This is a genomic window from Gimesia fumaroli, from assembly GCF_007754425.1.
Lineage (GTDB): Bacteria > Planctomycetota > Planctomycetia > Planctomycetales > Planctomycetaceae > Gimesia > Gimesia fumaroli.
In genome coordinates, this window is the sequence record NZ_CP037452.1 from 7,614,246 (window position 1) to 7,634,076 (window position 19,831).

Sequence of the window (19,831 nt, forward strand, 5' to 3'; positions counted from 1 at the left end):
AGAATGCGCCTTGTGAGTTTTCATAGTTCCCCTGGGTCGTTTGAACCGTTACAATCGAAGCGTTAGATGACATCTGCTCTTAAGTGATAGAGGATCAATATGTTATATCACCACCCGAACTCAAAATGGTCACACGTACGGCTTGTGTTATTGACTCTGTTTTGCGTGGCCTTGTCACTTTGCGGCCGGCTGCAGGCAGAAGAGACACCACAGTTTTATGATCCGGTCGAACAGAAAATCGAGGGTTGGACGGTGGACGTCGATCCGCAGCTGCTCGCACCCGAGCATGCCGAAACCGGCAAAAGTGCATTGGCGGCTCTGGCGAACCATCTGCAACGGGTGAAGTTCATTGTGCCCAAGGAACGGGTAGAACAGCTGCAACAGGTGCGGATCTGGATTGATTTGAAACACGCGAAACTGGACCGCATGCAGTATCATCCCAGCAAAGGCTGGCTGGTGGCCAATGGTCACGATCCCCGTCTGGCGAAACACGTACATATCCCGGTCGCTGGACAACTCATGGCCCGAAACATGTGGGCCCAGCATCCCTATGTTGTGCTGCACGAACTGGCACACGCTTTTCACGATCAGGTGTTGAGCTTCGATCAGGCCGACATTGTCGCGACGTTTAATGCCGCGAAAGAAAAAGGCATCTACGAGAGCGTGTTGGTGCATACCGGCAAAAAAGTACGACACTACGGCTTGAACAACCACAAAGAATACTTCGCCGAATCGACCGAAGCCTATTTCGGCGTGAACGATTTCTATCCCTTCGTCCGCGCCGAACTGCAAACACACGACCCGAAGATGTTCGAATTACTGGTGAAAATCTGGGGCCCGGTACCGTAGTGGCAGAAGAGAAGGAACAATGATGAAAGAAACTCTGATTCTCTTGCCCGGCCTGGGAAGTACCGAGGTCAACTGGCAGCACCAGGTGCAGCATTTAGAAGATCAGCTGAATGTTCAAGTGACTGTTATGGATCAGGCCCTGAGCCGGTCCGAACTGGTGAATGCATTTTTGGAGCAAGCACCCGAACAGTTTTATCTGGCGGGACACTCGTATGGAGGCTGGTTGGCGCAGGTGATTGCGGCGACAGCTCCCGAACGAGTCTTGAAATTAATGCTGCTCAATACGCTCTCCCGAAATAATCCTGAACATATCGGGCTCCTCGAAATTTTTAAGGCCAATATCAAAAAGAACCTGCTCAGCGAATCACTGGATGCCAATTTGGAAAATATCATCTTTCGAGACCGGCTGGAGGACCAGGAACTGGTTGAGCCACTACAAAATATGCTCAAAGGATTTTCTCCTGACAGTTATCTGAATCAAGTGCAGGCGATGATTGATGATTATCCAACCGAGGCTCTGTTATCAAAAATCTCCTGTCCAACACTGGTGGTAGATGGGCGACAGGATGACCTGTTTCCACCCGGCGAACTGGCCTTTATTGCTGAACAGATTCCAGAAGCCAGGCTCACTGTAATTGAGGAATGCGGCCATATGTCTCCCATGGAACGTCCCCACGCCGTGACCGCGTTAATGCGGCTCTGGTTTGGAACGCAAACAATTTAGCTGCTTCACATCAAAACAACCACTGTTGTCCCTTACCCGTTGTCGGTGGTTTGAACTGCGAAACGTCCACCGGTGGCAGCCGCTGATCCAAGCTGTATTTGCAGGTGAAGACTTGAAACAGACTGTGAATCTGTTCGGCGATTTCTCCGGTTCCCCGCATGCGGCTTAGAACGCGTTCCTTACGTGTGCGCAGCGTTCGTTCCAACCATACCTGCTGCATGTTTTCATTTCGGTCATGAATAATTCAGGGCTCTTACCATTTTCACAGCGGAAGACCAGCTGTTAAAAGAAACATTTTATAGCACGCTCTTCATCTGCCAATCCGGGAATCGCCTCACGAAGCTCTTTATTCCCTGCCGGAGTCACTTGTGTCCCTTCCAGATCCAGTGATTTCAAACTGGTCAGATTCCTCAAGTGAATCAATCCCGCATCACTCACCTGGGTTCGTGTCAGAATCAGCCCCTGCAGTTTCTTCAGATGTTGAAGCTGTTGCAGTCCTGAATCACTGATCCGGCAGTCATTCAATAAAAGCCATTCCAGATTGGGTAGCGACTGAAGATGCGCTAAACCATCATTAGTAATCAGCGTATTTGAGAGATCAAGTTCCTGCAGACTTTTGAGTCCTTTAAGATGAACCAGTCCCGCATCACTGATTCGGCAGTCATTCAATACGAGCCATTTCAGACCGGGTAGCGACTGAAGATGCACCAAACCGTCATTAGTAATCAAGGTACCAGAGAGATCAAGTCCTTGCAGATTATCGAGTTCTTCGAGATAAACCAGTCCTGCACCACTGATACTTGTGCCTTTTAGACAGAGGTATTCGAGGTTCGACAGCGTCTTCAAGTGGATCAGTCCCTCATCACGCACTTCTGTATTACCCAGGTTGAGATACTCCAGCTTTGACAATTTTTTTAGATGAGCCAGTCCCGCATTATGCACCCGCGTATCGTTGAGATACAGAGTCTCCAGGTTCTTCAGCTCCATTAGCGGGATCAGTCCCTCATCGCTGACTTTTGTAGAAGAGAGATCTAAACAGTTCAGTTTCGTAAGCGTTTTGAGGTGAATCATCCCCCTGTCACTGATGGATGTTTCTTCGAGATAAAGTTCTTCCAGATCACGAAGTCCTCCCAAATGGGAAAGGCCTTCATCGCTAATTTGTGTGTGACTTAAGTTGATGAATTCCAGATTCGTCAATGCTTTACAGTGTACCAGTGCGTCATCACTTATTTCACAATCAGCCAGTTGAAGCTGTTTCAGATTCTTCATAGTTCTCAAATGAACCATCCCTGTATCAGTCACTATTGTCTTCCTGAGACTCAGGGACTGCAGATTTTGAAATCGACTGAGTCGGGCTAAATCCATGTCGCCAAATTCATCATAACCATACATAGCGGTAACAGTTTCAAAAGCAGAGAACACTTCTAACCCCACGAGTTGATAAAGTGAGTCTTGCCAGGAAGTGGGTATAAAACTTAGCAGTAAACCAGGCTCAGTCGTAACTCCCCCCTTCGATCTCAATCTATTAATCGCCCACCCGTTCTGCACGGTAGATCCAATCAACAGAACCAGTCCCAACAAGACCATGCAAGGGATAAATAACCATACCCAGCGGAATCGGCTCGCACGATTCTGATTTGGTTCGGGTAGAGGCATTGGTTATTCTCCGAATTGAGCCGATCCCTTAAAATATAGGATATGAGGGATGGGGTTGCCATGTGTCAGACAGTTTGGGTAAAGACTTCTGAAGTCGGGCATAACCGGCATCAGTTATTTTTGTACTATCCCACATTAAATTTGTCAGGTTCTTGAGTTCCTGTAGATGGCTCAGACCAGCGTCGCTGATCTTTGTATATCGAATGTCCAAATCATACAGATTCTTCAGTTTTCCCAAATGAACCAGCCCCTGATCACTGATTTGAGTATCTGCAAGAGTGAGAAGCAGCAGATTCTGGTGTCCGGTCAAATGTACCAACCCTGCATCACTCACTTGGGTCCCAAAGAGGTCGAGGCTCTCCAGTTTCGGGAGTCCTTTTAGATAAACCAGTCCACGATCACTTACTTGAGTTATATCCAGAGAAAGGACCTTCAGATTCACAAGTCCTTTCAAGTGAGCCAGACCAGCATCACTGATCGCTGTTTCACTTAAGTTAAGTGTTGTCAGTTCTGTCAGGTTTTTCAGATGACTCAGGCCGGTATTACCAATCTCAGTTTCCAAAAGGTAAAGTGTCTTTAGCTTCTTCAGATCTCTCAGGTGAAACAGACCGGCATCGCTGATGGATGTTTGTTCGAGTACAAGTTCTTCCAAGTTATGGAGTCCTTGGATATGTGACAAACCTGCATTCGTGATCAGGGAATTACTGAGATCCAGGATTTTCAGACTTTTCAATTGACCAATGCTGGCGAGATCTGCTTCGGTAAGCTCATCGTCATCCCCATATTGAATGCAATTTACCTTGATGACATTGAGGAAAGCAGCACGAATTTCATCTCCTGCGCGGTATTGAATCCAGGTCTGCCAGGAATATGGCATCTTGCTCATCAACCAACCCGGTTCAGTCGTCAACATAAAAAACTTACTTGATTCCAGTTGTTGAATCGCTCGTCCGTTTTGTACCCCAGAGATGACAAACACCGTCAGGCAGATCAGGATCGCCACTCCAACTGATCGCCATACCCAGCGGAATCGGCTCGCACGATTCTGATTTGGTTCGGGTAGTGTCATATTTCATACCTTGGCTCTGAAAACGAGCTCCCTCAAAACAGCCACTGTTGTCCTTTGCCGGTCGTCGGCGGTTTGAACTGTGCATAGTCTAACGGCGACAGCGGTTGGTCCAGGCCTTGTTTGCGGGTGAAGACTTTGAACAAGCTGCGAATCTGTTCGGCGATCTCACCGGTGCCGCGGATGCGAGTGCCGAATTCTGAGCTGTTGAGCTTCCCCTCACGCGTTTGTCGAATCCGACTCAATACGCGTTCATTACGTGTGGGTTGCGTGCGTTCCAGCCATTCCAGGAAGACCGGTTCTACCGTTAAAGGCAGACGCAGCAGAATGTAACTCGCCGACTGCGCGCCGGCCTCTTTTGCTGCCTGCAGAATCTCAGGGATTTCATGATCGTTCAAACCGGCAATGATCGGCGAGACCATCACCTTCGTCGGCACTCCCGCAGCCGCGAGTTCGCGAATCGCCCGCAGTCGGGCCGCCGGGATACTAGTCCGTGGTTCCATGTCACGAGCTAGTTGCGCATCAAGTGTGGTAACCGAGACACTCACGTGGATCAGATCTCGCTGCGCCATTGATGCCAGCAGATCCAAATCGCGGACCACCAGCGCATTTTTGGTGACGACTCCCACAGGCTGATTGGCCTCGGATGCGACCGCCAGACATTGCCGCGTTAACTGAAATTCGCGCTCCGCCGGTTGATAACAGTCGGTGATTCCGGAAAATGCGATCAACTCCGGCTCCCAGTCACTTCGGCTTAGAAAGTCGCGCAACAGTTTAGGGGCGTCATGCTTGACCATGATTTTCGTTTCAAAGTCGAGCCCCGCGTTGTAGCCCAGGTATTCATGAAAGGGTCGGGCATAACAGTAACTGCAACCATGCGCGCAGCCGCGATACGGGTTGACGCTATAACGAAAATTGAGATCGGGTGAATCGTTTTCGGTCACGATCGACTTCGCCCGGTCATCGATGTATTCAATCCGCCTGGGCTGAGAGAGATATTCGTCATCCCATTCCAGCTGCTCTAGATCCGGTTCGGAGAACGTCGACTCAAACCGGTTCGGCGGATTTAAATGAGAACCATGCCGCATGACTTGCCTGACTCAAGAAAGTGATTTTCGATCTGATACATCTCCTTTATATGAGATCATCTGTGTGCAGGGAAGCAGTTTTTCAGAGAAACCATAGTTGATCCCTCTTGCTGATGAGCCGTTTTTGTGCTCTGGTCTCTATTTCAAAAACGGCGGCTCGTGCCATTCCGCTCGAAGTTGGGATAAATTATCTGATTGTGATTTTTATTTTTCACAAACCCTGTTTGCGTTTGAGCCGCTCCAGGCGTTTTTGTTCGCGGCGTTTGTCCCGTTCTTTTTTGCGTTCCTCGCGCTCTTTCTGGATGCGTTCCATTTCTTCCGGCGTACGTTCGGGGAACAAGCCCTGCAGCTGTTCGCCGAAGCCGCTCCCCAGCACCGCATCGAGGGCATTGACGCCCATCTGCTTGGCGTAGTTACCAACCTGGCGCATATCGACCTTGGGTTTTTTCAAAGTACCCCCGATGGGTAGTTTCAAGGGACGGCTGATGAGTGATTTGAGTACCGGTTGGTCTTTGTCTTCTGAGAGCATGTTCGTGAAGCCGACCTCGGCTACCAGATCCAACGATTCATCCAGGCCAACCGATCCCGTGGTGCGAACGGTGATGCCTTTCATCTGTACTTCGAACGGACTGTGATAGACGCGGCCTTCAATCATATGATAATGCACGGCTTGATTATCGACCTGCATAAATACAGAATCGGCGTCGATCAGTCTGCCGGTTCGATTGATGTTGACGACAGCAAGCACCTGATTGATTTTTTCCGAGAGTGCGTCAAACAGAGGCCCCGGCTTCACGCGGGCCGACTTGATCATCAGCGTCCCTTTGGCTTCGCCCAGTTTCGGTTCATCAATGGGGATGACGGCGAATTCCTGACTCAGCGAAAACTGTCCTTGAATATTTGTGCTGTTCGCAATCATCGGGGCAACAAAGCGCAATGAGTTGCGTGTCATTTCGGGAGTGAACTGAAAATTATCAATCACGGCTCCCTTTTCGAATACCAGGGCCGCCGGTTTCACATCCAGCCGCACGATCGGCGCCAACCGTAAACGACCGCCACTCACCTGTAAGTCGAGCGGAGTGATATGAATCTGCCCGTCTTGGATGCGAGCTTCTATAGTGGTTTTCCCACTGGTGAGTCCGCGAATGTTCGCTTGTTCCCAGCCGATGCCGGCATTTCCCTTGAGGTCCATGTAACGGTCGGTCGGCGTAAACAGAGGCCGCGTGTTGGGGAGTAATGGTCGTGGCTGGGCATTAAGCACCTCTGCCTGCAACCGTGCGGCGTGAGCCGTTCCCATCGGTCCGGTGAGATTGAAGGGCCGGGTTTCCCTGCCGACGATTTCGACATCGGGGCCCAGTTTACTGCGTAACAGAGGCGTCAGGTTTTCCCAGTCATATGTCACTTCGCCTGCCAGGCGGACATCGCGGGTGGTACTGAAATCGCGGATTTCGCCTTTGGCGCTCAGGTCCAGCATTTCCGACTGAACCGACATCCGGTTTAAAGTAAGCGTGTCGGATTTCAAATCCTGCAGTGTATCTCCTTCGATGCGAATTTCCGGTTCCTGCCAACTGATGGCCCAACCAGGATTCCGCTGGCTGGCGATTGGCTGCTTCTGGGGATTTGCTGTTTGCTTGAGGGGTGCTTCAATGGCGAAGTCGGTAATCGTGGTCCGCCAGCTTGCCATGCGGGTCTCTTCGGTGACGATCACGTTCGCCTGACCGGTGACCAGACCATAATATTTTTGCTCTGGTGGTTCAGCCGGATTCTGAAACCAGCGTGAGAGCTGATGCAGATCGCATTTATAGGAGAGAGAGCCGACCAGTGACGTCGTATGGATGTCATCGTGGGGCAGTTGAACTTCCAGCTTTTCGCCGTTCAAGACGATGGCACTGCCCCGATAGGTAAACTCAGATGCTTTTAGTGTTTTGTGTAACTCATCCCAACTACCGGCGGTTTTAATTTCCGCCCGCGGCTCATCGATCCAGAGTGTGGGAGTGAAGACGCGCACATTGGTCAGATTTACTGTAGTATTTTCATGGGCGACATATTGATCGCCAAACGAAACCGAAGAAGCGAACTGCACATCACCGGCCAGCTGCAGATCCTGTTTGGACAGGGGACGCACGCGATCGGCCCAGGAAGCCAGTTTTCCTTTGAGTTGAATTTTGAACGGCAGCAATTCCTGTTTGGCGGTTTCATCGCGTTTTCGATTCACCGTGGTCGGCTGTTCCAGTTTCGCCTGAAATGCATCTTCGCCGGCGACCAGCGTGACAATGAAACGCTCGACGTGGATCTGTTTTTCATTCGAGTTACCGGCGCCCTCAACGGTCAGTTTGAGTGAAGGTTCCTGCCAACCCCTTCGGTCGGGTAGCGCCAGTTGCAGATTTTTGAATTGCAGAAAGGAAAGGGTTTCCCATTTTTGATCGGAAACGTCGAAGCTGATTTCCCCATCCATCTTGCCTTTGAGGGCGATTTCCTGCAGATCGACAAACTGCTCCAGACGATTGGAGAGTTGGTTCAAGTCTGCTTCCAGGTGAATTTGCAAATGATCGGCATTGCCGTTGCCCGTGAGTTTAAGGAAGTCGGACGTACAACGTAGCGATTGAATATCAAACGAATCCGACGTCCGGGCAATTTGCATCAACAGCGAAACCGGCTGCTGCCAGCGGATTTCACGTCCCCCGTTGCGGCCTGTCAGGTCGGATGTTTTCAGCCCGATAAGCCAGACGGTATCCTGCCCTTCAGCCTGCTGCGGTTTCTGTGGATCATAATTGGAAACCTGAAAATCAACGGTGCCCCCGGTAATCTGCATACCTGGTTTTAAATGAACGGTTTCAGGAAGCTGCCGGGCGGCTTCCGCCAGATCCAGATTGCCGGAAAGCTTCAGGCGCGAGTTGAGCAAGCCGGCCAGTTTTTCGCGTTTGCTTTCGTCGGTCAGATCATCCCAGTTGAGATTTCCCTGGAGTGTCATTTCTCCAAACTGGGATTGCATATGGGCGTCTTTGAAGTACAGCACGCCGTTGGCCGCCATCACATCGATATTTCCCTCTGCGGTTTCGCTTTGAATCTGATCGCCGCCAATCCACTCGGGCGCTGCAAACTGAAAGGGCCTCGCTTCCCAGTTTCCTTTAACTGCGAAACGCGGCGACTCTTTCGAACCCGACCATTTGATTTCCATTTCGGAATTCGATTTACCAGCCAGATGCGCCCCCGGCGAGAGCGCACTGACAAGCGGCGTTAACTGGCTGAGATCAAAGAACTCGGTTTTGAATTTGAGCGCCCCCGAGCGGGAAGCATCCGGATCATTAGAATTGACAATACTCACTGCGAACGCGATCTTGGCAGGATCAATCTGCTCACCCTCTTCCGTTGCAGGTTCTTTCCAGATCCCTTTGACCAAAATTGGTTCGGTCCGCTGTTCGGGGCGGGTGACGGTGACAGCCATGCCGGTCAGGTATGGCGTCTCTTCTTCCTTGCCGTTCACGACACACAAGTCGAGATCAGACATATGCAGCGTCAATGATTGCTGGGTGCCTGTTTTCGGCTTTTCGTCCTCTTTGCCTGGTTCGCCTTCCGGATGTTCTTTGGTCCCTTTTTTCAAGACCGCCGTCAAGAAGTCTCGATTGGCGAGCCCGTGTTCGTTCACATAGGTCAGCGAAGTGACGCCGTCCACGTTGACATCGCCGACATGTTTGCGATCGGTGGCCAGCTCCCAGAGCGTTTTCTTTGTGGCGATTTGATCGATGCGAACGACATCCCGGCCTTCGAAATCTTTGAGTGCCACATTCTGAAAGACAACCGGTTGGCTCCAGCTCAGTGTGACCGCGCCAGTTGAGATCTCTCCCGGATAACGTTTCAGAACCAGGGGCAGGATCGAATTTTTCATCGATGTGTTGGAGATAATCAGTGGCGCCAGCCAGAGCAGCAGGCAGAGGCCGAGCATCAACACAAAGAAGATGCGGCCCGCGGAGCCCCGTTGCTGTTTCTGATTTTTTGAGGAGGTCTTTTTATTTGTCGTCTGATTTGCGGTATCTGGTTGGGACATATCCGATCCTGTGTTTGATTCCTTTGTGCAGGATGCACCCGAATGCGGGTTGGTTGCAGCGTCTCCAGAGCCCTTCAGTCAGGCCCGGCATCTTCATACGTGGGTCGCTACAAATGGTTGAATGCGATCTGGTACTTATCATCCCTGAATGACGTTCGGTAGCCCACACAGATAACTATATGGGGAATTTTAAGCAGCGACAATGTTGGTTCTGGAAAGAATCCCGTTTCAGAAAGCGGAAAATCTACCAAAACCGCCGAATTCTGGCTCGTGATTTTCAGCCGAGAGTAGGATTCAACTCGTTTTCTGCCTATGATGGTTCTGGCTCTCCAGCGAACGTTTCCCGTGTGACAATCAAGAAAAGTGAAAGACAATGGACACCTTAAAGGCAATTGAAGAAAGACGTTCGGTTAAATCGTACGATCCTGAACACCAGATGACTCAGGAAGAAATTGATAAGCTGCTTTCTTATACGATGCTCTCGCCAACCGCGTTTAATATTCAGCATTGGCGGTTTCTGGTAGTGCAGGATCCGGAGTTACGGCAAAAAATCCGTGAAGCGTCCTGGAATCAGGCACAGGTGACCGACGCTTCGCTGCTGGTGGTAATTTGTGCGGATCTGAAGGCCTGGAAAAAAGCTCCGGACCGCTACTGGCGAAATGCCCCCGAGCCAGTTCAGCAGGCACTGGTCCCGATGATTCTCAACTATTATAAGGACAATACAGAAGCCGAGCGGGATGAAGCACTGCGCTCCTGCGGAATGGCGGCACAAACCCTGATGCTGGTCGCGAAAGAGATGGGGTATGATACATGCCCCATGGATGGCTTCGATTTCGACAAGGTGGGTGAACTGATCAACTTGCCCGAAGACTATCTGATTTCGATGTTTATCGTCGTCGGCAAAGCCATTCGACCGGCCAATGAACGAGCAGGGCAGTTACCACTGGAAGAAGTCGTGATTTACGACCGATTTGAATAAATTTTCCCGGTGAAGCCTCAACTTCGAGGCCCGTTTTGTTAAGATGCAGCCCATTACTTTCTTTTCTTTAGAAATTACGGTGTATCAAAATGAGCGACCAGCCGTCTTCCAATCCGTTAAAGCGTATCCTGAGCAGCCTCGGTCCCGCGATTATTACCGCGTCGGTTGTATTGGGGCCAGGAAGTATTCTCTCGGCGTCGAAAATCGGTCATACCTACGCCTATCAGATGATTTGGGTGCTGGTGATTGCGGTCATCATGATGATTGCCATGACCGCATTGTCAGCCCGGCTGGGGATTCAACTGAAGGGAACAATTTGTGATGAGCTGGCCGAGCGGGCCAACCGTCCGATTGCCGCAGCCACAGGCATCATTCTGTTTCTGATAGCTGCCTGTTTTCAATTCAGTAACAACCTGGGCGTACTGGCGGCAGTTGAACCATTCATTGACGCGGACAGTAATATCTCCCTTTTTATCATCGTGGGGATGAATGCCTTCATCATTATGGCCTTGTATGGATTCAAACATCTTTATGGCCTGATTGAAAAACTGATGAAGCTGCTGGTCGGCATCATGATGGTCGCATTTGCCATCAACCTGTTTCAGGTCAAGCCGGACTGGGTTGCCGCGATCTCGGGTTTCGTTCCTTCCATTCCAAACCTGGATTCCAGTATGAAAGAAGCGATGACACCGATCGTCGCCTTGTATGCAACCACCTTCTCGGTAGCAGGTGCCTTTTATCAATCGTATCTGGTCCGACAAAAAGGCTGGAAAAAAGAAAACCTGAAGCAGGGATTGGTCGATTCCACAGTCGGTATCAGCATGCTGGGGTTGATCACGATGATGGTGTTGATTACGGCTGCCAAAGTTCTGTATCAGAACCCGGATGTGACGACTCTGGGTTCGGTCTCTGACGTCGCGAAGAGTCTGGAGCCGGCGTTCGGGAAATCGGCGATGATCATTTTCTCGCTGGGGATCTTTGCGGGTGCCTTCAGTTCGTTTCTAGTGAACGCCATGATTGGCGGCTCGATTCTGGCCGACGGTTTCGGACTGGGCGGCTACATCGATCAAAAGTGGCCGAAACTGTTCACCGTACTCGCACTACTGGTGGGAATGGGCGTCGCGATTTATACGAAGTCCATGGGAGTGAAACCGGTGGGGTTGATCATCTTCGCTCAATCGCTCACGGTGTTAGGCATTCCGATGCTGGCCATCGCCATGCTCTGGCTTGCCACCCGCCCCGATATGAAAGGTGAAAACGCGATTCCCGCCTGGATGAAAATTCTCGGGTTCATCGGCCTGATTTCTTCCGTATTGCTGGCACTCAGAACCGCGTACAACCTGATCATGCCGTTGATCAACGGGTAGGTTTATCGATCCTTAATGCTGCGTTTCCTGCCCCTCCGTAGCCCAGCCTGTGGTTAAATGTTCGTCTGTCTGAGTTGGAGATTTCAGATGCTGCACTTCCAGCTGATCGATGTGCAGCGCCGCAGATTCGACATAAAAACCCAACAGGCCGCTGCTGAAGTTTTCGTTTGCCAGCGATAAGATGACATTGCCGTTTATGCTCAACTCGTGATAGCTGCCGAAGGCGATCAGTTTAACTTCGATATCTCTGGGATCGGCTGAACTCCAGAACCCATCCTGCAGAGACTGGAACTGCATCATGTGTTCGCCCGATTTTTCCGGTCCCGTTTTCCAGGAACGATACTGGGCAATTCCTTTGATCAAATCGAGCGACACATAATACCCATCGTGTGTATCGGGATCGACGCGGCAGAGAATTCCGCATTTGCCGGCCCCGTTCATCGAAAAGCGACATTGCATCCGAAAACAGCTGACTTCCTCATCAAACACAAAACCCTGGAAGCCGGCCTGGCTGATCAGTTCCAGTGAACTATTAATCAGACAGAAGTAGGCTTCATCGCGAGACCCTTTGAGGGTATGCAGACAGCGCGAATTCAGCGGGCCGGTGACTCGTTTCTCGATTCCCTCAAACGTTTTCAAACGCAGCTGACCATTCCTACGTTTAGCCAGCCGCTTGGGAGGGGGCAGTAGATTATTCGTAGTCCGATCGAGCGGATCATTGACATAAAAATTCCAGAGCAGAATGCCTTCCTCGTCCTGACAGATCCGGCCGGCATAATTTCCCTTGGCCAGCAGAACATTGTCGTAATAGTTTTGCCAGGGTTGTTCCAGATCCTTTGTGTGCCAGTAGCGAATCTTGGCATCTTCACGGAGGCTGCCGATCAGATAGTAATCACCGTCGATCCGGAACAGGTTGGGGACTTCAATATCATCATACATCATCGGCGCATGCAACGGCGGCAAGGCACGAAACTGATTGGGCGAGACCTCTTCCATTAAACCCACGCATCCCCGCCTGATCAACGGTCCTTCGTTCACACGTGCCGCCATCAGCAGCCAACCCTGATCTTCTTCGCGGAAATAAAAGGGGTCACGAAAACTGACCCAGTCTCGCTCCGAATCAACAGACGATTCGTAATACTGCGAATCCGGCTTGAGGGGAAAACAGCTCTCCGGGTTCTGCTTCGCTTTGATATTATTTGAGATCGAAGATTTCAGTCGAGCACGGACATCTTTGACGATTTGCGGGTCGGATTGTCCGCGCTCATCAACCCAGTTGGTGTCTGCTTTCTGCCAGTGGAACAGGTCGTCGCTGACCGCCATGCCGAGCCGCTGTTTCTTCCCCTGGTCACGGCGTGACACGCCGGTATAAAACATTCGCCAGCGCCCCGGTTGATGCGGATCGGGAGAGACATGCATGGTCCAGAGCATGAGGTCATCCCAGCTTCCCGGATCGCCGATAAACAGGGCGTTATCCACGCGCCGCCAGTTCAATGCATTGTCACTGATCGCATGCGCTATGAAGTCATGGTTGGGAAGTACCAGATGAAACAGATGATACAAACCATCATGGTAAACAACATCAACATCGCCGATGCTCTTTCGGCTCCAGGTAGATTCGGAAAACATATCAGGCTTTTATTTTATCAGAGGGGTGATCACAGTCGGCGAACAGTTCCAACGTTGTGAAGTCTCCGGCCAGCATCAGCTTGATGCCATGCCACTTCTGGAACCTGGCTGAGTGAAATTTTTCGGTATCTTATCGATTGTTGCCATCGGATCAAAGGGCAGTTGATTCCTCAGATGAGTTTTCCATTGCCGCACTTCTGAAGACTTAGAGCGAGATGTTTTGCAGTTCCAGCGGAGCTTGCAATTCGTTTGCTTCCTGGAAAGGCTCGTAATGCAGAATCTCAACCTGACAGGGAGCAGGGGCATGGTAAATCACGCCGCGCCAGTTGATGATTTTGGTTTTCATGGCAGCGAACAGGGCAGCACTGAAAATATACATCGTGATCCAGAGATAGCCCATTGTTCTTAATGGCTGTCGTTGAAAGTCTTCGCCCCGCGAACGGACCGTCTGCTGAATCAACAGGCTGACTCGATAAATGGCCGCGGCCACACAGCCATTGCTCAGCAGCAGACCACCGGCAGAGAGTCCTGCCCAGAGCAGATTTCCTTCAGATAGAAACTTCAATCCGAGAATGAGTAGTACTGTTTGTGCCGCCGCCATTCCGAACCCGACGGTCGCGATCAACCACCATTTTGAATGATAGAAACGGGCATTGACCAGTTGGCGGGTCATATATCGAAAGCACGATGGAAAGGGGATCGATTCCGCATTGATCATGGTCGCCGCGGGAACGAAGTGCACTTGCTTGTCTAACTCCGCAGCAATAGATTTGAGTCCGGTATCATCCCAAAGCATCTTCAAAAACGTGTCCGCGAGCAGCGGACTCTGATAAACAGAGCGACTCAATGCAATCGAACCGCCCCAGGCGATCTCCAGTGAGATCATTTGAATCAACGCCCCCGTATTCCACGCATGTCGGATCATGGTCCCGGGGTTCGCATCTCGTGGTGCATACCAGCGGATTCCCGAAGCAATTCCGACGTCCGGATTCTGTAACGGCGCGACAAGCTCTCTCAGCCAGCTACGGTGGGGGACTACATCGGCGTCCAGCCAGGCGACGACTTCAACATTTTCATCCAGACTTTTCATCGCCTGCACAAGCGATGCATTTTTCAAGCCACAGGCACCGTTGTTGATTTCCCGAATCGTGACTTCGCAGTGCGGATGTGCATGCTGTTCCAGATACTGATCCACAAATGTCAAAGCCGGGTCGTCGACGTGATCAACGATAATTTTGACGGTGTACGCTGGATAATCCTGATTTAATAAACCGCCCAGGCAATCTGCCAGAAACGGATCATTGCCGCGCAACGACAAAATGACGGTTGCGACGGGCGTGAAATCACTATTCGAACTCTGATTGAGATGAGTGCGATAAAGCCGGGCTGTTTTATGCCCCCAGTAGAAATTCAAAACCGCGAAACAGAACAGGCAGAAGATGCACACCGTTGCCAAGACAAACATTCGACGAACCTCGATGGGTGCAAGATGAACTATGGTAGACCAGTTTGGTCACGAGCGCTCCGCATTCCCTCACGGCAAATACTGTCCATGTTATCTATTTTAACACTTGGAATTGGTCCTGTTCAATAAAATAATGAAAACAATCTGTACAGGTGATCCCAAAGAGGATTGATCAGACATCTGTGTCTGGTTTTTGTGATCCAAGCGTCCTATTCCAGGGACAATTTTATTCGTGACAAAGATCGTTAAACAAACAATGAATGGAATTGTGTCTCTCAATAACAAGCAACAGCAATTGACACATGTCAACATGCGGCTTAAGCTGAGGACAAAAAACGATACATGTGTACTACGCAAGGGGTTTTAAATGAGACTGGATTCCAGTCGGCGAATTGATCGCCGCGGGTTCTCTTTGATCGAATTGCTGGTGGTCATTGCCATTCTGGCGCTGTTGATTGCGCTCTTAGTGCCCGCAGTGCAACAGGCGCGGGAATCAATGCGGAAAACGGACTGCCAGAATAAACTGCATCAGATTGGGGTTGCTCTACACAACTACCATGATCTGCACCGAATGTTTCCGCCGCCCGCCTGTTATGGGTCGGAGTCGAACTATGGTGCGAATATGGGAAGCTGGCTGGTGCGTCTGCTGCCGATGATGGATCAGGGGCCCGCTTATAATAAGTACGATTGGAGCTGCACAGTCACCGGCGGATTCAGTGATACCCTCTGCGCGGACAATTATATTCTGGCGATGCAGGAGATGCCCGGCTATCGGTGTCCTTCCGATGCCATTGTTCGCAGTCAGAATCGCCCCGATCTGGCACGCACGAGTTTCATTGCCTGTCTGGGTCGCAGTCTCGACTTTACCGGACAGCGTGGCGTGTTTGCCTTGAATCGGGGGACCTCCATCAGTGACATCAGCGACGGCGCTTCCAACACAATGGCAGCATCTGAAGTGTTTTCACATACCATTTTTAAGGAAACACCGGGCGGCGATCCGCCTGCCTGTCCGGGATTGCCCACACCCTTCAATGATGCCCGAGGGCAATCATGGGCTCGCGCAGCCGGTGTGCGCGACTGGGGATTCAATACCTGGTTGAAACCCAATAGCGACGAACGCGAGTGCAGCAGTTTCAAGGACGGCTCACCCGGTCAGCCTCAGGTTCTCTTAGCAGCTCCGCGTAGTTTTCATTCGGGAGGCGTGGAAGTTCTGCTGTGTGATGGCGCGGTACGCTTTGTTTCTGATTCCATCGACATTGAAACCTGGCGACGCCTGGGAGATAAAGCCGATGGCGAAACTCTTGGCGAGTTTTAAAGTAGCCCCCAAGTGCTTCTACAGGTCTTCCTTTCCGGTATTTCAATAATCCAGTCTGAGAATAATTCAAAAATACAATCTAACGGTAAGCAACATGACGTGCATTCCAAAGAAATCCATTCGATGTGTATTCCTGTTGGGAATTCTGCTCTGTTCCAGCCATGTGGAGGCGGAAGAATTCACCTATGATTTTGCGACCGCCGAGTGGGAACCGCTGGTTTTCAGAGCCATCGGTACCAAAGCCACTCCTCCAGGCAAGCAGACTGAAGGAGGGATGCTGCTGACGGCTCCCGACGAGAAATCGAAAAAAACACAAGTCGGCTACGCAACACGTTTTGCCGTGAAGGGCGATTTTGAAATTACCGTGGGTTATAAAATGCGACAGATTGCGCGCCCCGAAAAAGGGTATGGCACGGGCCTGATGGTAAAGCTGTTCAAAACCGATAATGAACGGGCCAACTTTTCGCGCTCCATGAAAGCAGACGGCGAGCAGAAATTATCCACGGCAATGTGGGTCAAAAAGAAGGATGCCTGGACGCCGCTGGTTGAACGCGTTCCGTCGGAAGAGAGTTCGGGTGAACTGAAACTGGTTCGTAAAAATGCCACGCTGACGTTCCTCGTAAAAGAGGGAGACGCGCTGGAATTCAAAGAACTCAGACAGGTCCGCTTTGGACCGGAACCACTAAAACGGATTGAGATCATGGCAGACACGGGCGGCGATCAACAGCCGGTCAAGGTGTTGTTGACCAAGCTCACGATGAATGCCAAAGAAATGCTGCACTCAGCCGCACCGCTACCGGAAGTGAAAACCGTTTGGACCGTCTGGACCATTTCAGGCATCGCAGTCGCAATTCTCGTCGTTCTTCTCGGCACTATCCTCTGGTACCAGCGGCGTTAGTCGGTGGCCTTTGTCTCGGATTCGCTTAGCTCTTCCTTAGAGGTGATCTGTTTGAGCTTCCGCTGGATGACTTTTCCCAACTGCTGATAGAGCAACACCCTATTGTTGTCTTGCAGATCCTGAATCAGGCGTTGTAATTGCTCCCGATACAACTTCGATTTGGCTGACAGCCCTGCTTCTTCAGCAGCCTGTAATTGTTCAATTTGAATGAAGGCAGCCCGTTTGATTAAAGGCACCAAATAGACTAATTCCTCTTGAGAGTGCTTCCGCCCCCAACGGAATTGGGCCTTAAATTGTGTCTCACTCATTTTCAATGTTCTGAGAGACGAAGACTGAATGGCTTTCTCGATATCTTCCTCTGAGAGCATCTCAATCGCTTCATCAGTTTTTCCTGCTGTCTGAAGCTCCATCGCTACGTCAAGGGGACCCGATTTACTTTGCTGACCACACCCACAAGGGACCAGTAACAAGGCGAACAAAACCAGAAGTCTATTCAGTGAGTGAAGACAGCAGTAAAACCGCATAATGGTTGCCTTAAGACTGGGATAACGTTTGCTGTGATTTGTTTTAAACGCACCAGCCTGCTCGCTCGATCATTTTTTGTTTCTCTTTTTTGCAGGTTCACAACAAATAATCGACGCTTAAACGGATTCAAATTCGAAGCCGAGCTCGGCTTCGATTGCCTGCAGGTCGCGTTTCGTTTTTGCTCCTGCCATGACCGTCCATTTTCCCATAAAAGCAAACATTTCCGACGGCACCAGGCATACCACCTGATTCTGGCGACTATAAGCCTGCAAAGAATTGAGGGTACCATAAAGTGTCCAACCCTGTTTTTTAAATTGATAGTCCAGATCATCGGGAATACTTGCTGAAGAACAGAAACGAAAACCGCCATTCACAGCCTGATAATGCAGCATCACTGCCAGGAATACAGAACATTGAGGATGTTCGGGATACCAGGTAATGGGGTCGTCATTGTGTCCTTGTGAGATGCGAGGATCTTGCGTATCCGGGTTGCGAATCGAAACACCCCACCAGAGTACGCTCTGATTTTCTTCCATGAACAGCAGCCGTTGTTTATCGACAGACCAGTCGCGAGGTGCAAGCAATCGGTTACAACTTTTGTTAAAACGTTTTTCACGCCCGGCGACGAGATAATAATCACGAAGTGCCTGGGGAACTTTAATCCCCAGACGTTGTTCCGCATCTTTGATCGCTTTCAAAGGAACCGCTGTATTCTTCGTAAGCGGATAACCAAATTGGGAAAACAGAGTCCGATAATATTTTTTAAATTCTGCCATTGGTCTTTCTGTTCTATTTATTAACGACGCTTATGCGACACTACAGAGAAGAATCTCCGAGATGGCAGCTTCAAACAGTTTGACAGGAATCGAGCCGACGATTTCTTTTTTGGCTTCGATTTTGATTTTCCCTTGATGCTTATGAAGTTGAAGACGGCCTTTAAACGCGGTCGTGGTTTTGTGCTTTGAAAACTCCTGGAGCTCTTTACGGGTCGCTTTACGACAGACCTGCTGCTCCCCCGCTTTCATCAATGTAAGACGAACGCCTGACTTTTCCGGTGCAAGTTCGAGGGAATACTGGTCATTCACATCCAGCGTCAGCATAGGTCACCTCCCGGGTTTGGGGTAAGATGAAAGTCTCTGAAGGACGAAGGATATGATGTCACAGGATGAGCGCGAATCGCAAGTCTTTTTTTGATTAGAGCGAAATCTGTTGACATTAATCTGGTCTGGTTCGAAATGATGGTACAGTATTGTAAATAGGAACCGAGGAATACCAATGATAGACCGAAGCAGAGGCACCTTGATCGGACTGGCTGTGGGAGATGCGCTGGGGGCTGCTGTTGAGTTCGATGCCCCGGGCAGCTTTGCGCCCGTGACCGGATATCGAAGTGGTGGGCCGCATGGGCTCGAAGCGGGAGAGTGGACCGACGACACCAGTATGGCACTTGCTCTCGCAGAGAGTATCGCTCAAACCGGTTGGGACTTGAATGATCAAGCAAGCCGATATGTGCAATGGTGGAAGCAAGGTACATATTCCGTCAATGGTCGCTGCTTCGATATTGGTATGACTGTGATGCGCGCGCTGTCCCATTTCTCTGCCGATCAAGATGCGCTCGCGTCAGGCGATCCTTCCGAATACGCCAGCGGCAACGGTTCGATCATGCGGCTGGCCCCGGTACCCATTCGATACGCGCCTCTTTATGCGACTGATCTGCCTGCGTTTTCAAAACTGGCGGAAGAATCGAGTCTGCCGACGCATCCCAGTGAGCAATGCCTGTCAGCGTGCCGCTATCTGGCCTGTGTGCTGGCAGCGCTCATTCACGGAGAACCGCGAGAGCAGGTTCTCTCTCCCAACTGGCAGACATTACAGCAACTCAACGAAATCAAGCCATTGCATCCGCTGGTTCAGGAAATCGCAGAAGGAAGTTTTCGTCAGAAACAGCCTCCTGAGATCAAGGGGTCCGGCTGGGTCATCAAAAGCCTGGAAGCCGCTTTATGGGCATTCCACGATGCCGATTCATTTGAGGACGCCGTATTGAAAGCCGTTAATCTGGGAGACGACGCCGACACCACCGGTGCGATCTGCGGACAACTGGCGGGCGCGTGCTGGGGTGAATCCAAGATCCCGCAAAGCTTGCGAGCAGGGCTGGCACGAAAAGATATGCTGGAGCTGGCACTCGTCGGCATTCTGGAGGAGTAGAACAAGCGCGCTCTTCCCAGCGTTCC

The 19,831-nt window shown here is 50.7% G+C and carries 17 protein-coding genes; 7 read left to right on the plus strand and 10 right to left on the minus strand.

Annotation, left to right across the window (positions count from 1 at the left end; all coding sequences use genetic code 11):
* Positions 1 to 99 precede the first annotated feature (99 nt).
* Both Enr17x_RS28970 and Enr17x_RS28975 read left to right on the plus strand, forming a co-directional pair.
* Positions 100 to 849 (plus strand): anthrax toxin lethal factor-related metalloendopeptidase, encoded by a 750-nt coding sequence (locus Enr17x_RS28970; protein WP_145313788.1) that lies wholly within the window; start codon positions 100 to 102, stop codon positions 847 to 849.
* Between the two features lie 19 nt (positions 850 to 868).
* Complete coding sequence (locus tag Enr17x_RS28975; protein WP_145313789.1) at positions 869 to 1,573, plus strand: alpha/beta fold hydrolase; 705 nt, start codon at positions 869 to 871, stop codon at positions 1,571 to 1,573.
* Positions 1,574 to 1,583: 10 nt separating this feature from the next.
* Here the strand turns inward: Enr17x_RS28975 and Enr17x_RS28980 are convergent, their stop codons facing one another.
* From Enr17x_RS28980 to Enr17x_RS29000, 5 genes are all read right to left on the minus strand, one after another.
* On the minus strand, positions 1,584 to 1,793 hold the full coding sequence (locus tag Enr17x_RS28980) for a hypothetical protein (RefSeq protein ID WP_145313790.1): 210 nt from the start codon (positions 1,791 to 1,793) through the stop codon (positions 1,584 to 1,586).
* 62 nt (positions 1,794 to 1,855) lie between these two features.
* Complete coding sequence (locus Enr17x_RS28985) at positions 1,856 to 2,875, minus strand: leucine-rich repeat domain-containing protein (RefSeq protein ID WP_198000865.1); 1,020 nt, start codon at positions 2,873 to 2,875, stop codon at positions 1,856 to 1,858.
* Between the two features lie 382 nt (positions 2,876 to 3,257).
* Entirely contained in the window at positions 3,258 to 4,298 is a 1,041-nt protein-coding gene (locus Enr17x_RS28990; RefSeq protein ID WP_145313792.1) for a leucine-rich repeat domain-containing protein, read from the minus strand.
* Between the two features lie 32 nt (positions 4,299 to 4,330).
* Positions 4,331 to 5,383: a PA0069 family radical SAM protein gene (locus tag Enr17x_RS28995; RefSeq protein ID WP_145313793.1), complete on the minus strand. Its 1,053-nt coding sequence runs from the start codon at positions 5,381 to 5,383 to the stop codon at positions 4,331 to 4,333.
* A gap of 211 nt (positions 5,384 to 5,594) precedes the next feature.
* Positions 5,595 to 9,428 carry a hypothetical protein gene (locus Enr17x_RS29000; RefSeq protein WP_145313794.1) on the minus strand — a complete coding sequence of 1,278 codons (3,834 nt, stop codon included), beginning with the start codon at positions 9,426 to 9,428 and terminating at the stop codon, positions 5,595 to 5,597.
* Positions 9,429 to 9,801: 373 nt separating this feature from the next.
* Here Enr17x_RS29000 and Enr17x_RS29005 point away from each other — a divergent pair, with 373 nt between their 5' ends.
* Positions 9,802 to 10,407 (plus strand): nitroreductase family protein, encoded by a 606-nt coding sequence (locus tag Enr17x_RS29005; RefSeq protein ID WP_145313795.1) that lies wholly within the window; start codon positions 9,802 to 9,804, stop codon positions 10,405 to 10,407.
* A gap of 89 nt (positions 10,408 to 10,496) precedes the next feature.
* Complete coding sequence (locus Enr17x_RS29010) at positions 10,497 to 11,774, plus strand: Nramp family divalent metal transporter (protein WP_145313796.1); 1,278 nt, start codon at positions 10,497 to 10,499, stop codon at positions 11,772 to 11,774.
* 12 nt (positions 11,775 to 11,786) lie between these two features.
* Here the strand turns inward: Enr17x_RS29010 and Enr17x_RS29015 are convergent, their stop codons facing one another.
* Together Enr17x_RS29015 and Enr17x_RS29020 are read right to left on the minus strand one after the other, a co-directional pair.
* A complete protein-coding gene (locus Enr17x_RS29015) occupies positions 11,787 to 13,403 on the minus strand; it encodes a glycoside hydrolase family protein (RefSeq protein WP_145313797.1) in 1,617 nt (538 codons plus the stop codon).
* A 205-nt stretch (positions 13,404 to 13,608) separates the two neighbouring features.
* A complete protein-coding gene (locus Enr17x_RS29020; RefSeq protein WP_145313798.1) occupies positions 13,609 to 14,868 on the minus strand; it encodes a glycosyltransferase in 1,260 nt (419 codons plus the stop codon).
* A gap of 367 nt (positions 14,869 to 15,235) precedes the next feature.
* Here Enr17x_RS29020 and Enr17x_RS29025 point away from each other — a divergent pair, with 367 nt between their 5' ends.
* The gene (locus tag Enr17x_RS29025; protein ID WP_145314269.1) at positions 15,236 to 16,183 is read left to right on the plus strand and encodes a DUF1559 domain-containing protein; all 948 of its coding nucleotides are present in this window, start codon (positions 15,236 to 15,238) and stop codon (positions 16,181 to 16,183) included.
* Between the two features lie 94 nt (positions 16,184 to 16,277).
* Positions 16,278 to 17,081 carry a DUF1583 domain-containing protein gene (locus Enr17x_RS29030; protein ID WP_145313799.1) on the plus strand — a complete coding sequence of 268 codons (804 nt, stop codon included), beginning with the start codon at positions 16,278 to 16,280 and terminating at the stop codon, positions 17,079 to 17,081.
* Here the strand turns inward: Enr17x_RS29030 and Enr17x_RS29035 are convergent.
* From Enr17x_RS29035 to Enr17x_RS29045, 3 genes are all read right to left on the minus strand, one after another.
* Positions 17,078 to 17,491 (minus strand): hypothetical protein, encoded by a 414-nt coding sequence (locus Enr17x_RS29035; protein ID WP_145313800.1) that lies wholly within the window; start codon positions 17,489 to 17,491, stop codon positions 17,078 to 17,080. The two genes, Enr17x_RS29030 and Enr17x_RS29035, sit on opposite strands and share 4 nt — an antisense overlap.
* Before the next feature lie 231 nt (positions 17,492 to 17,722).
* Positions 17,723 to 18,382: a hypothetical protein gene (locus tag Enr17x_RS29040; protein WP_145313801.1), complete on the minus strand. Its 660-nt coding sequence runs from the start codon at positions 18,380 to 18,382 to the stop codon at positions 17,723 to 17,725.
* A gap of 30 nt (positions 18,383 to 18,412) precedes the next feature.
* Positions 18,413 to 18,706, minus strand: coding sequence for a hypothetical protein (locus Enr17x_RS29045; protein ID WP_145313802.1), 294 nt, complete (start codon positions 18,704 to 18,706; stop codon positions 18,413 to 18,415).
* A 175-nt stretch (positions 18,707 to 18,881) separates the two neighbouring features.
* Between Enr17x_RS29045 and Enr17x_RS29050 the strand changes: the two genes are divergently transcribed.
* Entirely contained in the window at positions 18,882 to 19,805 is a 924-nt protein-coding gene (locus Enr17x_RS29050) for an ADP-ribosylglycohydrolase family protein (protein WP_198000866.1), read from the plus strand.
* The last annotated feature ends 26 nt before the right edge of the window (positions 19,806 to 19,831 follow it).

Excerpts from the sequence above, each read along its gene's own strand:
- Enr17x_RS28970 (WP_145313788.1), top strand. The coding sequence starts at position 100 with ATGTTATATCACCACCCGAACTCAAAATGGTCACACGTACGGCTTGTG.
- Enr17x_RS29020 (WP_145313798.1), bottom strand. The coding sequence starts at position 14,868 with ATGTTTGTCTTGGCAACGGTGTGCATCTTCTGCCTGTTCTGTTTCGCG.
- Enr17x_RS29005 (WP_145313795.1), top strand. The coding sequence starts at position 9,802 with ATGGACACCTTAAAGGCAATTGAAGAAAGACGTTCGGTTAAATCGTAC.
- Enr17x_RS29000 (WP_145313794.1), bottom strand. The coding sequence starts at position 9,428 with ATGTCCCAACCAGATACCGCAAATCAGACGACAAATAAAAAGACCTCC.
- Enr17x_RS29035 (WP_145313800.1), bottom strand. The coding sequence starts at position 17,491 with ATGGAGCTTCAGACAGCAGGAAAAACTGATGAAGCGATTGAGATGCTC.
- Enr17x_RS29010 (WP_145313796.1), top strand. The coding sequence starts at position 10,497 with ATGAGCGACCAGCCGTCTTCCAATCCGTTAAAGCGTATCCTGAGCAGC.
- Enr17x_RS29030 (WP_145313799.1), top strand. The coding sequence starts at position 16,278 with ATGACGTGCATTCCAAAGAAATCCATTCGATGTGTATTCCTGTTGGGA.
- Enr17x_RS29025 (WP_145314269.1), top strand. The coding sequence starts at position 15,236 with ATGAGACTGGATTCCAGTCGGCGAATTGATCGCCGCGGGTTCTCTTTG.
- Enr17x_RS28980 (WP_145313790.1), bottom strand. The coding sequence starts at position 1,793 with ATGCAGCAGGTATGGTTGGAACGAACGCTGCGCACACGTAAGGAACGC.
- Enr17x_RS29040 (WP_145313801.1), bottom strand. The coding sequence starts at position 18,382 with ATGGCAGAATTTAAAAAATATTATCGGACTCTGTTTTCCCAATTTGGT.
- Enr17x_RS28975 (WP_145313789.1), top strand. The coding sequence starts at position 869 with ATGATGAAAGAAACTCTGATTCTCTTGCCCGGCCTGGGAAGTACCGAG.
- Enr17x_RS28995 (WP_145313793.1), bottom strand. The coding sequence starts at position 5,383 with ATGCGGCATGGTTCTCATTTAAATCCGCCGAACCGGTTTGAGTCGACG.
- Enr17x_RS29015 (WP_145313797.1), bottom strand. The coding sequence starts at position 13,403 with ATGTTTTCCGAATCTACCTGGAGCCGAAAGAGCATCGGCGATGTTGAT.
- Enr17x_RS28990 (WP_145313792.1), bottom strand. The coding sequence starts at position 4,298 with ATGACACTACCCGAACCAAATCAGAATCGTGCGAGCCGATTCCGCTGG.
- Enr17x_RS29045 (WP_145313802.1), bottom strand. The coding sequence starts at position 18,706 with ATGCTGACGCTGGATGTGAATGACCAGTATTCCCTCGAACTTGCACCG.
- Enr17x_RS29050 (WP_198000866.1), top strand. The coding sequence starts at position 18,882 with ATGATAGACCGAAGCAGAGGCACCTTGATCGGACTGGCTGTGGGAGAT.